At 69.8% G+C, this 13766-nt stretch carries 14 protein-coding genes; 7 read left to right on the top strand and 7 right to left on the bottom strand.

Features of this window, described 5'->3' with window-relative positions; all coding sequences use genetic code 11:
* Window positions 1-40: 40 nt before the first annotated feature.
* Window positions 41-496 (bottom strand): MBL fold metallo-hydrolase, encoded by a 456-nt coding sequence (locus tag ACLQ3F_RS04390; RefSeq protein ID WP_425846329.1) that lies wholly within the window; start codon window positions 494-496, stop codon window positions 41-43.
* Between the two features lie 178 nt (window positions 497-674).
* Window positions 675-1079 (bottom strand): nuclear transport factor 2 family protein, encoded by a 405-nt coding sequence (locus tag ACLQ3F_RS04385; RefSeq protein ID WP_425846326.1) that lies wholly within the window; start codon window positions 1077-1079, stop codon window positions 675-677.
* A 67-nt stretch (window positions 1080-1146) separates the two neighbouring features.
* On the opposite strand from ACLQ3F_RS04385, the gene ACLQ3F_RS04380 reads away from it, so the two are divergent.
* The 4 genes from ACLQ3F_RS04380 to ACLQ3F_RS04365 all read left to right on the top strand — a co-directional run bounded on the left by ACLQ3F_RS04380 (window position 1147) and on the right by ACLQ3F_RS04365 (window position 6174).
* Window positions 1147-1683 carry a TetR/AcrR family transcriptional regulator gene (locus ACLQ3F_RS04380; RefSeq protein ID WP_425846324.1) on the top strand — a complete coding sequence of 179 codons (537 nt, stop codon included), beginning with the start codon at window positions 1147-1149 and terminating at the stop codon, window positions 1681-1683.
* A gap of 256 nt (window positions 1684-1939) precedes the next feature.
* Window positions 1940-4555 carry a rifamycin-inactivating phosphotransferase gene (gene rph, locus ACLQ3F_RS04375; RefSeq protein ID WP_425846322.1) on the top strand — a complete coding sequence of 872 codons (2616 nt, stop codon included), beginning with the start codon at window positions 1940-1942 and terminating at the stop codon, window positions 4553-4555.
* A 26-nt stretch (window positions 4556-4581) separates the two neighbouring features.
* Window positions 4582-5505 (top strand): class A beta-lactamase, encoded by a 924-nt coding sequence (bla, locus tag ACLQ3F_RS04370; protein WP_425846320.1) that lies wholly within the window; start codon window positions 4582-4584, stop codon window positions 5503-5505.
* A 39-nt stretch (window positions 5506-5544) separates the two neighbouring features.
* Window positions 5545-6174 (top strand): VOC family protein, encoded by a 630-nt coding sequence (locus ACLQ3F_RS04365; protein WP_425846318.1) that lies wholly within the window; start codon window positions 5545-5547, stop codon window positions 6172-6174.
* Between the two features lie 58 nt (window positions 6175-6232).
* On the opposite strand, the gene ACLQ3F_RS04360 is transcribed toward ACLQ3F_RS04365, so the two are convergent.
* Window positions 6233-7147 carry an SDR family NAD(P)-dependent oxidoreductase gene (locus tag ACLQ3F_RS04360; RefSeq protein ID WP_425846316.1) on the bottom strand — a complete coding sequence of 305 codons (915 nt, stop codon included), beginning with the start codon at window positions 7145-7147 and terminating at the stop codon, window positions 6233-6235.
* A gap of 101 nt (window positions 7148-7248) precedes the next feature.
* Between ACLQ3F_RS04360 and ACLQ3F_RS04355 the strand changes: the two genes are divergently transcribed.
* Both ACLQ3F_RS04355 and ACLQ3F_RS04350 read left to right on the top strand, forming a co-directional pair.
* Complete coding sequence (locus ACLQ3F_RS04355; protein WP_357207986.1) at window positions 7249-7914, top strand: TetR/AcrR family transcriptional regulator; 666 nt, start codon at window positions 7249-7251, stop codon at window positions 7912-7914.
* Window positions 7915-7970: 56 nt separating this feature from the next.
* Window positions 7971-8855 carry a S41 family peptidase gene (locus tag ACLQ3F_RS04350; protein WP_425846313.1) on the top strand — a complete coding sequence of 295 codons (885 nt, stop codon included), beginning with the start codon at window positions 7971-7973 and terminating at the stop codon, window positions 8853-8855.
* 106 nt (window positions 8856-8961) lie between these two features.
* On the opposite strand, the gene ACLQ3F_RS04345 is transcribed toward ACLQ3F_RS04350, so the two are convergent.
* The 4 genes from ACLQ3F_RS04345 to ACLQ3F_RS04330 all read right to left on the bottom strand — a co-directional run bounded on the left by ACLQ3F_RS04345 (window position 8962) and on the right by ACLQ3F_RS04330 (window position 12455).
* The gene (locus tag ACLQ3F_RS04345) at window positions 8962-10218 is read right to left on the bottom strand and encodes an MFS transporter (RefSeq protein WP_425846311.1); all 1257 of its coding nucleotides are present in this window, start codon (window positions 10216-10218) and stop codon (window positions 8962-8964) included.
* A 1-nt stretch (window position 10219) separates the two neighbouring features.
* A complete protein-coding gene (locus ACLQ3F_RS04340) occupies window positions 10220-10804 on the bottom strand; it encodes a winged helix-turn-helix domain-containing protein (protein WP_425846309.1) in 585 nt (194 codons plus the stop codon).
* A 211-nt stretch (window positions 10805-11015) separates the two neighbouring features.
* A complete protein-coding gene (locus ACLQ3F_RS04335; protein ID WP_425846306.1) occupies window positions 11016-12020 on the bottom strand; it encodes a hypothetical protein in 1005 nt (334 codons plus the stop codon).
* Window positions 12021-12137: 117 nt separating this feature from the next.
* A complete protein-coding gene (locus tag ACLQ3F_RS04330) occupies window positions 12138-12455 on the bottom strand; it encodes a hypothetical protein (RefSeq protein ID WP_425846303.1) in 318 nt (105 codons plus the stop codon).
* A 133-nt stretch (window positions 12456-12588) separates the two neighbouring features.
* On the opposite strand from ACLQ3F_RS04330, the gene ACLQ3F_RS04325 reads away from it, so the two are divergent.
* Entirely contained in the window at window positions 12589-13665 is a 1077-nt protein-coding gene (locus ACLQ3F_RS04325; RefSeq protein ID WP_425846300.1) for a glycoside hydrolase family 43 protein, read from the top strand.
* Window positions 13666-13766 lie beyond the last annotated feature (101 nt).

Raw genomic sequence — 13766 nt, 5'->3', positions numbered from 1 at the left:
CCTCGATCATGGCGAGCACCTTAACCCGCGTGACCCGCCGTCAAGATCGGCAGGTCACGCCGTACGCCGTTCTGCGCAGGTAGGTCTCGGCCAACTGGCGAAGGCGCGTGCGGTCGAAGCTGTCCCCGTGGCCGGGGTGGACGAGGGACACGTCGAGGTCGACGAGGACCTGCATGCTCCGCCGGTACGCGGCCACGTCGGAGTTCGGCAGATTGTCGATCAGGGCGCCCTCGTAGATGATGTCGCCCGAGTACAGCGTCCCGGTGTGTTCCTCCAGCAGGGCGATGCTCCCGGGCGTGTGGCCGGGAAGGTGCAGCACTGTCAGCACCCGCCCGCCCAGGTCGATCCGGTCGCCGTCGTCGAGTAGACGGTGCAGGGTCATCGGTGCGACGCGGTAGGCAGCCGGGTCGTAATCGGGATCGGGCAGAACATCGATCATGAGATCCGGGATGTCTCCTCCGGCACCGTCGATGCCCAGCTTGTCGAAGAGTTCCACCCCGTACAGGCTCGCCGGTACGCCCGCTGCCCCGATCGTTGCCCCGCAACCACCAGAAGTTCGCCGACAGCAGTTCGTTGACGTGTGGTTCCGAGACCCGGACGACGTCGCCGTCCACCTCGACCCGCGTGTACCAGTCGACCATGACCGGGAGTGTGCCAGCGCGGAGATGCCTCTTCTATCCCTGACCGACGGCCTGAGCGATGGCGAGGGTGTGCTGGTACTCGCGCCAGTGGGCCAGTTTGCCGCCCCGGGTCCGCAGCACCCCGATGAACGGCGCCGAGGCGGTCAGCCCGGTCGCCGTGTGGGTGCCGACCAGTTCGTATTCGACCACGATCACCTCGGGATCAGCGGTCTCGTGCAGGACCACGTTGCGACAGTCGTCGAACCGGACCGGGAACATCGCCCTGCCGGCCTGCGTGTGTTCAAGGACCCGCTGCTTCCCTTCGATACGGGTAGGGCGGCCGGGTGCGGCAAACGGCGTCTCGAGCACCACGTCGTCGGCGAGCGAGTCGGCCTCGTAGGTGGGCAGGTTCGCGAGCCACCGGGCGCGCATGCTGTCGAAGATCTCGCTTGGTGTCACGTCGTCCTCCTGGATAATGAGTCATGACTCGACTTATCCGTCCGAGAATAATGAGTGGAGACTCACTTTGATAGAGGGGTCGCCGCTGCGTGCCGACGCGCAGCGCAACCGGGCGCGCATCCTCGACGCCGCCGAGGCGATCTTCGCCGAGTTCGGTACCCGCGCGTCCACCGAGGAGGTGGCCCGCAGGGCCGGCGTTGCCATCGGTACGGTCTTTCGGCACTTCCCCACCAAGGACGACCTGCTCGCCGCGATCATGAAGCGACTGCTCGCGCAACTCGTCGAGGAGGCCGGAAGACATGACCTCTTCACGTTCTTCACCCACCTGGTGGCGCAGGCCGCCGCGAAGAAGACCGTCGTCGACCTGCTCGCCGGGTCCGGGGTGGACATCCGGCTTCCCGACGCGGTGAGTCACCTGGAGGAGGCGGTGGGCAGGCTGCTGGAGCAGGCGCGAGCCGCCGGAGCCGTCGCCGACTCGGTACGGCTGCCCGAGACGATGGCCCTCCTTACCAGCCTGTGCCAGGGCGCTCTGCATGGTGGGTGGGACCAGCAGTTGCAGGCCCGAACGCTCACGGTCGTCTTCGCCGGCCTGGAGCGCGACTGACCGCAGCAGACGGGGCCAGCACCGCTCCAGCGCAAGGGCCGGGAACGCCCGAACCGCCAATCCGGACGAGTAAGCGGGGGCCCGATCGCCTGATCGGCCACCCCGCCAAAAACAAACGGCAAGGAGACCACTCTCCCTGCCACTTCTAACGTATACCGCACCTGGGGGCTTGCGGCAAGACCCCGGTCGTGGCGCAGAATCGGCGGCCGGACCAGCACAAACGAGGTAACGGGGGCGCGACGTGGGTGTGTTGTCGATGGACGGGGACCGCAGCGACCGGGCACAACTGTTGGATCTTCGAGAGGTCGACGAGGCGCAGGTGTCGGTGGTCGGCGGCAAGGCCGCGCACCTGGGCGCGCTGACCCGGATCGACGGCATCCGGGTGCCGGCGGGGTTCTGTGTGACGACGGCGGCCTTCCGGAAGGTCATGGCGCAGACACCGTCGATCGACGATCGGCTCGATCAGCTGTCGCGGTTGAGCCCGGACGACCGGGAGGCGATCGGCACGCTCAGCGCGGAGATCCGCCGCAGCGTCGAGGAGACACCGGTTCCGGGCGACCTGGCCGCCGCGATCACCGGCGCGCTCGCCCGGTTCGGCGAGCAGGCCGCCTACGCCGTACGGTCCAGCGCGACGGCGGAGGACACGCCCACCGCGTCCTTCGCCGGCCAGCAGGACACCTACCTGAACGTGGTGGGGCCGGAGGCGGTCCTGCGGCACGTCAGCCGGTGCTGGGCGTCACTGTTCACCGAGCGGGCCGTCATCTACCGCCTGCGCAACGGCATCGACCACCGCACCGTTCAGATGGCTGTCGTCGTACAGCGGATGGTTCTTCCGGATGCCTCCGGCATCCTGTTCACGGCGGACCCGGTGACGGGCAACCGGAAGGTCGCGACAGTCGACGCCAGCTTCGGCCTCGGCGAGGCCCTGGTGTCCGGTCTGGTGAACCCGGATGTCTTCACTGTGCGCGACGGTGAGGTGGTCGCCAGCACGGTCGCCGCGAAGGAACGTGCCGTCACCGCGCTGCCCGGCGGCGGGACGCGGGAGGTGGCGATCGACCCCCAGCGGCAGGAGCAGCCGGCGCTGACGCAGGCTCAGGCGCTGCGGCTGGTGCGGCTCGGGCGACGGATCGAGGCGCACTTCGGCCGCCCGCAGGACATCGAATGGTGCCTGGTCGACGACGACTTCCAGATCGTGCAGAGCCGGCCGATCACGACGCTGTTCCCCGTCCCGGCGGTCGACGACCAGGAGAACCACGTCTACCTCTCGGTCGGTCACCAGCAGATGATGACCGACGCCATGCGGCCGTTGGGGCTCTCCATGTGGCAGCTGACCGCCATGGCCCGGATGGTGGCGGCCGGGGGGAGGTTGTTCGTCGACGCCACCCGTTTGTTGGCCTCCCCCGCCAGCCGCGCGGGCTTCCTCAAGATGGCGGGGCGCGACGACCCGCTGATGCGCGACGCGTTGGAGACCCTGCTCGACGGCCGGAACTTCGTTCCGACGCTGCCGGACCAGGCCGGTCCGGGTGGGCCGACGACCGGCGGCCCGTCCACCTCGGGCGAGGCCGACCCGGCGATCGTGACCGGGCTGATCGAGCGCAGCGAGGCGTCCATCGCCGCCCTGCGACGCGACATCGCGACGGTGACCGGTACGGCGCTGTTCGACTTCCTGCATGAGGCGTTCCTGGAGCACAAGCGGGTCCTCAGTGATCCGTTGAACATGCAGGCGATCATGGCGGGCATGGAGGCCACCTGGTGGCTCAACGACCGGCTGCACGAGTGGCTGGGCGAGAAGAACGCCGCGGACACCCTCACCCTCTCCGCCCCCGGCAACGTCACGTCGGAGATGGGGCTGGCGCTGCTCGACGTCGCCGACGTGATCCGTCCGTATCCGGAGGTGGTGGCGTTCCTTCAGGACGTCGCGCATGACGACTTCCTCGACGAGCTGCCGAAGATCACGGGCGGGGCCGAGGCGCGCGCCGCCATCGAGGCGTACCTCGATCGGTACGGAATGCGCTGCGTCGGCGAGATCGACATCACCAGGCCACGGTGGAGCGAACGCCCCGCCACGCTCGTGCCCGTACTCCTCGACAACGTCAAGCTCTTCGAGCCGGGCGCGGCCCGGCGGCGCTTCGAGCAGGGCCAGCAGCGGGCGCGGCAGCAGGCGCACGAGGTGTTGACGCGCCTGCGGGCGCTGCCGGACGGGCAGCAGAAGGCCGACGAGACCGCGCGGATGATCGACCGGGTGCGGGCCTTCATCGGCTATCGGGAGTACCCGAAGTACGACATCGTCAGCCGCTACTTCCTGTACAAGCAGGCACTGCTGGCGGAGGCCGAGCGGCTGGTGCACGCCGGGGTGCTCGCCGAGCCGGAGGACGTCTTCTACCTCACGTTCCAGGAGTTCCACGAGGTGGTCCGCACACACCGGGTGGACGCCGCGCTGATCCGGCAGCGTCGCGACGAGTTCCGGGCGCAGCAGGCGCTCACCCCGCCCCGGGTGCTGACCTCCGACGGCGAGGTCATCACCGGGGCGTACCGACGCGACGACCTGCCGGCCGGTGCCCTGGCCGGTGTGCCGGTGTCCGCCGGGACTGTCGAGGGACGTGCCCGCGTCATCCTGGACATGGCGCAGGCCGACCTCGAAGCGGGTGACATCCTCGTCACGGCCCACACGGACCCGAGCTGGACGCCGCTGTTCGTCGGCATCGCCGGCCTGGTCACGGAGGTGGGCGGGTTGATGACGCACGGCGCGGTGATCGCGAGGGAGTATGGCCTGCCGGCTGTCGTCAGCGTGCTCGACGCCACCCGGCTGATTCGCGACGGGCAGCGGATCCGCGTGCACGGCAGTGACGGGTACGTCGAGATCCTGCCCTGACCGACGGCACCCGCAGGAGGAGTGACATGGCGTTCCCGGTCCGGCGTCTGGCGACAGTGGTGGCCACGGCGGTGACAGTGGTGTCGCTGGCGGGGTGCGGCGGCGGCGGCAACCGCGACTCCACCGAGGCGCGGACGACGCCGAGCCCGGAGGTGACGCTCGCACCGTCGCCGGCCGCCGATCAGGAGTTCCGTGGGCTGGAGGAGCAGTTCGGGGCGCGGCTGGGGATCTACGCCGTCGACACGGGCACCGGTCGCACCATGGAGTACCGCGCCGACGAGCGGTTCGCGTACGCCTCGACGTGGAAGGCCCTCGCTGCCGCCCAGGTGCTCGACGGCACCACCGACGCCCAGTTGGACCGGGTGGTGCGGTACCCGGCGCGGGACCTGGTGGCGCACTCCCCCGTCACCGAGAAGCACGTCGGCGAGGGCATGAGCCTGCGCGCCCTCGCCGACGCCGCCGTGCGCTACAGCGACAACACGGCCGGCAACCTGCTGCTGCGCCACCTCGGCGGGCCGGCGGGGTTCGAGGCGAAGCTGCGCGCGCTCGGCGACACGGTCACCGAGGCGGCCCGCTACGAGACCGCGCTGAACGAAGGAACACCTGGCGACAAGCGGGACACCAGCACCGCGCGGGCCCTGGCCGGCGACCTGCGGGCGTACACAGTGGGGGTTGCTCTGGAACCGGCGGACCGCGACGTGCTGCGCGGCTGGCTGCGGGGCAACACCACAGGCACGGCGCTGGTCCGCGCCGGGGTGCCGGCCGGCTGGGTGGTCGGGGACAAGACCGGGACCGGCGGGTACGGCACCCGCAACGACATAGCGGTGATCTGGCCGCCCGACCGGCCCCCGATCGTGCTGGCGGTGCTGTCCAGTCGCGACACGAAGGACGCCACCCCCGACGACGCGCTCATCGCCCAGGCCACCCGGGTGGTCGTCGCCCAGCTGTGAACGCCAGGAGGCAACACCGCCGATGTTAGGTTCGCCGACATGACTGCGCAGATCACTGCCGCGCATTTCCACGCCGCCGACGGGGTCGAGGACTGGCGCTCCCTCTACCACCTGGTCTCGGCCCACTTCCCGACCGGCTCACTGGCCGAGGGCATCGCGCTCGTCGACGAGATCGGCCGGCTCACCGACGAGACCCAGCAGCAGTACCTCAGCGTCGACCTGCGCGGCACCGGCGTGACAGTGAGCCTGACTCGGCGCGACATCGCGTTGGCGCGGCGGATCTCGGCCGCCGCCAAGGAGCTGGACATTCACGCCGATCCGACCGCCGTCCAACTCGTCAACATCACCCTCGACGCACTCGCCAGCACGGACGTTCTGCCGTTCTGGCGGGCGCTGCTCGGCTACCGCCAGATCGGCGACGACTACCTGTTCGATCCGTTACGTCGCGGCCCGGGCTTCGGGTTGCAGCACATGGCCGAGGCGCGTCCACATCGCAACCGCATGCACCTCGACATAGCTGTCCCGCACGATCAGGCAGAGGCTCGCATCGCCGCCGCCCTGGCCGCCGGCGGCCGCCTGGTGTCCGACGCGCACGCGCCCATGTGGTGGGTCCTGGCCGACGCCGAGGGCAACGAGGCCTGCGTCGCCACCTGGGTCGGCCGCGACTAACAGGACCCGAACTACGCGCGGGCAGTCGCCCGGGCCACGCGCCCACCCTTTGGCGCTGTCACGCCGCGACGGCTGCCCGGCCCAGCGGGAACCGCACGCCGGTGAGGTCTTCCGAGACAGCCCAGAGGCGTTGCTGCACGCTCACGTCGTAGGAGTCGGGGCTGGACGTGACAAGCCTCGGGTAGCCGCGCGTCTCACCCAGGCCGTCGGGGCCGTAGTACTGCCCGCCGAGGACTGACGGGTCGGTGGCGGCCCGCAGGATGGGCAGCGCGCCGGCCGACGGGGACTGGGTGATCGCCGGGGCGAGCCAGGTGATCGGTCCGCGGACGAGCGCCGGGGAGTTGCGCATCAACTCGGTGTTGGAGACGCCGGGGTGTGCGGCCACCGCGACGGTGGTGCCGTGCGCGGCGAGCCGGCGCTGCAACTCGTAGGTGAACATCAGGTTGGCGAGCTTCGACTGGCCGTAGGCGCCGACCCGGCTGTAGGAACGCTCGAACTGAAGGTCGTCGAAGTGGATGGCGGCGCGGATGCGGTGGCCGACGCTGCTGACCGTGACCACTCGCGAGCCGGGCACGGGCAGCAGCAGGTCGAGCACCAGGCCGGTGAACGCGAAGTGGCCCAGGTGGTTGGTGCCGAACTGCATCTCGAAGCCGTCGCGGGTGCTCTGCTTCGGGGTGTACATCACGCCGGCGTTGTTGATCAGCAGGTCGATCCGCGGGTGGGTGGCGCGCAGGCCCGCCGCGGCATCGCGCACCGATTCCAGCGAGGTCAGGTCCAGTTCCCGTACGGAGACGTCGCCGTCGATGCGGGCGGCGGCCAGTTTGCCCTTGCCTGTGTCGCGTACGGCCAGCACGACCGACGCCCCGCGCTCGGCGAGCCGCCGGGCGGTCTCGAAGCCCAGCCCGGTGTTGGCGCCGGTGACCACGGCCACCCGGCCGTCCTGGCGCGGAATCTGCTGCTCGGTCCACTTCATGTCAAACCCCTTAAAGTACCGCCGGTAACTTATGCCTCAACGGTAATGTACCGCCGGTACGCTGTCAAGGGACCGCCGGTACCTAAGATAGGGTTGGTGTCATGACGTTCCAGCGGGCACGCAGCGAGGAGCAGCGTGAGGTCCGACGCCGGGCCATCCTGGAGACGACCTCGGCGATGCTCGACGAGATGCCGGTGGCCGAGGTGACCCTGAACGAGCTGAGCCGGCGGGTCGGCCTGGCCAAGACAGCGGTGCTGCGCTATTTCGAGTCCCGCGAGGCGATCCTGCTCGACCTGCTGGACGACCGGACGGCGACCTGGCTGGCCGAGCTGGAGCAGGAGCTGGCCGACGGTGTCGACGTGAGCCGGCCGGCGATGGAACGGGTGGAGCAGACTGCCGACGTGCTCAGCCGCTCGCTCGCCGCCCAGACGGTGCTCTGCGATCTGTTCGGCGCGCAGGGCGGGGTGCTCGAACACAACGTCTCGGTCGAGGTGGCCCGCCGGCACAAGCGGGCCGCACTGGGCAAGCTGGCGGTGATGGCCGGCCTCGTCCGGCGGCACCTGCCCGAGGCCGGCGACAACGCCGAGCTGTTCTGCCTGAACGCCTTGATCATGGCCGGCGCGCTGTCCGCCTACACCTCGCCGCCGCCGAGCCTGCTCGCCGTCTACGAGTCCGAGCCGGCGCTCGCGGTCCACCACGTCGACCTACGGACAGCCCTGCGGGTCGCCATCATCACGTCGCTCGTGGGCATGCTGCCGCGCTCCTGAGTCGCTGCGCGCAATTCGCTGGTCTTGACGCTGTTCGCGGTCTAACGTGGCCCGTCGTGCTCTCACACGAACAGATAATCGGACAGGCCCTGGATCGGATCGGGGCGGGCTACGTCTTTCCCGAGAAGGTCGCTGACATCGACGCCGCGATCCGACGTCGTCTCGCCGCGGGCGAGTACGACGGCCTGGACGGGCCGGCGCTCTGCGAGACGGTCACCGCTCATCTTCAGCAGGTGTGCCCGGACAAGCATCTGCGGCTGTTGTGGTCGGACCAGCCGCAGTCGCTTGATCCAGCGGACGAGGACGGCGGGCGGGCGGCGTTCCTCGCGCTGCTCAGGGCGGAGAACCAGGGCATCCGCAGGGTCGAGCACCTGGACGGCAACGTCGGGTTCATCGACGTGCGGCGCATCGCGTACGCCGACGAGGGCGCTGCCGCGATCGGCGCGGCCATGCAACTGGTCGCCCTCAGCTCCGCGCTCATCCTGGACCTGCGCGCCTGTTCCGGCGGAACACCGGAGGGAGCCGCGATGTGGTGCAGCTACTTCTTCCGCGACGACCAGGTGCACCTCAACGACTTCTACGAGCGGTCCACCGGCGCGACCCGCCAGTTCTGGACGACCGCGCACCTTCCCGCGCCGCGCTACGCCGACCGCCCGGTGTACGTGCTGACCAGCGCGACGACGTTCTCCGGGGGCGAGGACGTGGCGTACACCCTTCAGGCGCACGGCCGGGGCGTCGTCGTCGGTGAGACGACACGCGGCGGCGCGCATCCCACCGCCCGCCACCCGGTCACCGAACACATCCTCGTGACCGTGCCGACCGCCCGCACCATCAACAGCGTCACCGGCACCAACTGGGAGGGCGTCGGAGTGATCCCCGACGTTCCCGTCCCGGCTGACCAGGCACTCGACACCGCGCTCAAGGCCATCGCCGGCGCATAGGCGCGGCTGCCGTTCGCGCGAACCGTGGGGCTCGGGTCGACCCGAGCCCCACGTTCGTGGGTGAAACCGAACTGTCTGCCGTGTCATCGAAGCCGGCGACAGACGGCTAACCAACGTCCACTGTCGCGCGCCGCCGTACGGCCGCCCGTTGCTGCCGTACGGACCGTAGGCCCACGTAGGCGACCGCACCGGAGGCCAGGTACAGCAGAGCCTGCACGTTGAGCATGAGTACGACGCTGAGCACGTCGCCAAGCAGGCCGGCGGCGGCCATGCCCAGCCCCTGCGACGCGGTGTAGATCGCGTAGTAGACGCCGAAGGCCCGGCCCAACTCGGTGTCGGGCACGCTCTGTTGGATCTGCGCGAAAGCCCCGCTGGCGTACGCGATGCCCGGCGCGCCGACCAGGATGAACAACCCGATGTACCACTCCGGTTGACGGGTGAGCGCCGGCCCGTTCCAGATGACAAGGCTGATCAGTGCGAAGGTGGTCGCCCCGAGGCTCATCAGCAGACGAGGGCTGAACCGGGCGCCAAGCATGCCGACGATGAGCCCACCCGCGACCCCACCGATCGCCTGGACGCCGCGCAGCACACCGGTCAGGGTGCCGTCGGCGTGCAGGGCGCGGCTGACGAAGACCACGAAGAGCACCACGAACAGGCCCTGCGCGATGCCGCCCAACGCCACACTCACGATCGTCACCCGCACGGCGCGGTTGCGCAGCATCGCCGTGAGGCCGTGTCGCCACGCGGTGAGGAACGATGACGTGCGGTCCGGGGTCGCCGGATCCGCGGTGGTGTGGTGGGCGGCCCAGCGGGCGGCGGCGATCAGTGCTGCCGTGATCACGAAGGCCACGGCTGCGCCGACGGCCAGGTAGCGGGTGCCGTCGCGCGTGATGGCGAACCCACCCAGCGAACCTCCGACGAGACGTCCGACGCTGATGTTGAGCGCCACCACGCTGTTGGCGCGCACCAGGTGCGCGGGCTCGACGAGGCGTGGCAGCGCGGCGTTGCGGGCGGAGTCGAACGTCAGGGTCAGCACCGCCTGCGCGCCGGCTACCAGCGAGATGATCCACAGATGGTGGTCGGATTGACCGAGCAGCGGGATCACCACCGCTGCCTGCAGCACGGCGACGCAGCTCATCAACCGGAACTTGTCGAAACGATCGGCGAGAGCACCGGCGAACGATCCGACCGTGATCCCGCACAGCAGCTCGACGAGGAAGACGGCGGAGGTGGTGAGCGCCGAGCCGGTCACCCCGAACACGTAGATCGGCAGCCCGGTGAGCAGCAGCCAGCTCGCCACGCTGGAGAAGAGCCCGGCAACCCAGACGAGGGCGAAGCTGCGGTGTCGCAGCAGCGCCACCATCTCAGATCAACTCGGGCGTGGGGTACGCCTGCAGGTTGAGACTGACCGGCCGGGCGCCGCTGGGGGGCACGGTGCGCAACGGGCGCAGGTACGGCCGGATGACGGCGTCCAGGGTGAGCGTGAGGTGCCGCAGCTCCTCCGGGGTGAGCGCGAGCGTGTAGTTGTGGAAGGTGGCGCTCTCCTGCCACTCGTCGGTCAGCCTGTGCTGTTGCTGCTGGTAGCGCTGCAACGACCGGAACACCTCGTCGACCCCCAGGGCGGTGAGCGCGTCGTTGATCTGCCGGCCCTCGGCGTCATCGGGATCCGGCAGAAATTCGAACCCGGTCGCGGCGGCGCGCCACGGTCGGTCACGCTGATTGGCCCCGTCGGCGTTGGCCCGCTCGATGAGGCCGTGCCGGGCCAGTTGACGCAGGTGGTAGCTGCAGTTCGCGCCGGTGTCGTCCAGGGCCTCGGCGCACTGCGCGGCGGTTCTCGGGCCGGCGGCCAGCAGGTAGCGCAGCAGCCGCAGGCGCAGCGGATGCGCGAGCGCGCGCAGCTTGGTCGCGTCCTGGACGCGCACCCGGCGCTCCGGCTCGTTCGGCTCCATCAGCACCCCTTAACGAAAGGCTCCTTTCGGTTATACCTCCTGGCAGTCGACTTTCGCAACAAGTCTTTCGCATCTGCGCGGCCGGAGAACGGCCTGGGTGACCACTCGCTTCGCTCGAAGGCAACGCCCTTCGGCCGCGGCGGGACCGTGCCGGGGTCCCGCCGCGGTGTCGCGTTCCCGCCTGGCTGCACGCCGGCCGGGACCACCCTCGTCAGGCAGTCGCCATTCCTCGGACGGCCAGCTCGCTGAGCGACGCGACGCCAGTGTCGCCGAGCGCCTTGCGAGCCACGGCGGGCTCGCTCAGCTCGAACACCTCGACGAGGAGGGTCGGCGATCCGGACCGGCGGCGGATCCCGTCGATCTCCTGCCGGTCAGGGTTGAACGGCAACGCCGGCCACTGTTTCGCGGTCTCCTGCCAGTCGGTTGAGATGGTCGCGACCAGGCCGTCGAGCAGGGTCGCGTAGTCCTTCGGGCTGATCGCCCGACCCAACCCGTACCGCTCGCGCAGGGCGAGAATCTCGGCCGGGACCTCCTCGGCGGAGTAGCTGTTGTTGATTCCGAGCCACCAGTGGGCGAAGTAGGCGCCCTGGTAGCCCTGGGCCAGGTAGCGCGACCCGTCGCGGTGCACCTCGATGATGAAGTTGTGCACCTGCGGAAACTGGCAGTCGAGCAGCAGGACGGTAGCGTCGCTGGCCGGCGTGGCGAGGAGCGCCTTCTTGAGCGCCTCGCCGCCGCCAGCCCCATAGGTATCGTGCGACAGTCGGGCCGGCTTGCCGCCCGCGGTGCGCAACCGCTCGCGAATCTGGAACGCCGCCAGTCCGCAGTTGGCCCACCTGCGGCTCTCGTCGCGCAACGCGATCTGCGGGTCGCCGGTCTTGCCCGTACTCCCCACCGCCGCGTTGAGCTTCACCAGGTCGACACCGTCAGTGGGCTGGTCACGACGCCGCTGACTGCTCTCGGTGGCACGCGCGGCATCGCGCTGCGCGTAGCCGGTCGCGGCGGTGACGGCTTCGGCCCACGTACCGAAGCTCTGATCGGGCTTCAGCGCACTCTCCGACCAGTTGATCAACGCACCGACCACCTCACCGCGCAGGTCGGCGGGCATGAGCGGTTGGATCCTGGTCAGGATGTCGACGCACGCCTTCTCGTCGGTCTCCAGGTTGGGGATCTGACCGTTCGGTGGGTAGGCGTCCTTCTCCTCCGCGATGATCAGCATCCGAACCTCCACTGTCCACTGTGTACCGGCTGCCCCCACGGCGAGCCGGCTTCCAGATTGGACCCTGAGTGAACGAGCGAACACACAACGTCGGACTTCCGTCCCGGATCGCGGCGCTCAGCGCGCGGTCCGCGGGTACCGGAAGGCGCTCAGCAGGGCAGTGACCAAGCCAGCCACCAGCAAGATCCTCACCATGTGGAACACCACCGCGTCGCCGGTGGAATCCGGCGGGAAGGCGTCCTTGACGAGCATGCCGACGCCCAGTCCCAGCCCGAGACAGGCATGCATCGCGGCCCGCAGGCGTGGCAGGGGCTGCGGGCGACCGAAGATCCGGGGCGCGGCCACGCCCCCGCGGCTTCGGACGAGCAGCACGGCGGTCATGGCCAGGTTGGCCGCAGCGCACACGACGGCCAGGACCACGTCCACGGGTTCCATGAGGCCAGACGCTAGCGCACCCATGCCCGCGAGGGTCGAGGCCGGCTGGCGAAAACCTGTGGCGCGGCACCCTTTGCCCTAATCTAGGGCTGTCGATTGTTACCGCCAGCTCCGTTCGAGGAGAGGTGTCCCGATGGTGAACGTCGATAGCCGAACCCTTCCGCGTTTTCTCTCCATCCCGCTGGCCGTTGTGCTGGCCGCCGGCCTGTCCCTGGTCGGCGTCGCGCCGGCGGCGGCCGGGCAGACCGGCCTGCGCGCTGCCGACCCGAGCGTGATCCGCGTCGGTGGCACCTACATCTCCGTCCAGTCGGTCAACGGCGGGATCGCCGTGCGGCAGGCAGCCTCCCCCGACGCGCTGGCCGCCGCGTCCGCGCGGCAGGTCTGGACGGACAGCCGCAACCTCGGCGAGGTCTGGGCCCCGGAGATCGTCACCGATGGCGGGCGCTACTACATCTACTTCTCGGCCGGGCGCGGCGCCGCCCACCGGATGTACGCGATCCACTCGGCGTCACCGGCCAGCGGCTACACGGCCGAACGGCAGCTCGCACTGCCCGACGGCAGGTGGGCCATCGACGGCAGCCTGTTCACCTTCAACGGGCAGCGGTGGTTCGTCTGGTCCGGTTGGGCCGGGGACACCAACGTCGAGCAGAACATCTACCTCAGCCGGATGAGCGACCCGCTCACCCCGACCGGCGGCCGGTACGTCATCTCCCAGCCACGCGAGAGCTGGGAGCGCGTCGTCGGCAACCCGTTCATCAACGAGTCCCCCGAGGCGATCCGGGACCCCAACGGGCAGCTGCACATCGTCTACTCGGCCAATGGCAGTTGGAGTGACCAGTACTGCCTCGCCGACCTGCGGCTGCGCGCCGGCGGCGACCCGACGTACGTGTGGGACTGGTACAAGTCGAACGGCTGCCTGTTCGGCTCGAACCGGGCCACCATGATGGCCGGCTGGGACCCCACCCTGCACGTGAACGGGCCTGGCCACCACAGCTTCGTGCTGCTCAACGGCGACATCGCGACGAGCCCGCCCGCCGGGCCGCGGTTCCCGCTGATGTACCACGGGGTTCCCAAGGGCACCGCGTACTCCTGGGCGAACCGCTACTGGTACACGGGCACCTTCTGCTGGTGGGGCAACACCACCTACCGCCGCGCCAACGTGCCCGGCCCAACGGCCGACACCGGGTTCAGCATCAAGTTCTTCGAGTGATCCGGACGTACGACCCGGCCCTTCGCCGACCGCCCCGTCCCGATTGGCGTGCATCGATGGTGACCGTCTAGCCTTGGGTCCCTCCACTGTGGACGACGAAG

It is taken from the genome of Micromonospora sp. DT15 (assembly GCF_049841475.1).
Taxonomy (GTDB): domain Bacteria; phylum Actinomycetota; class Actinomycetes; order Mycobacteriales; family Micromonosporaceae; genus Micromonospora.
The sequence above is the reverse complement of the archived record's forward strand: the minus strand, read 5'-3'. Positions and strand labels throughout refer to the sequence as shown.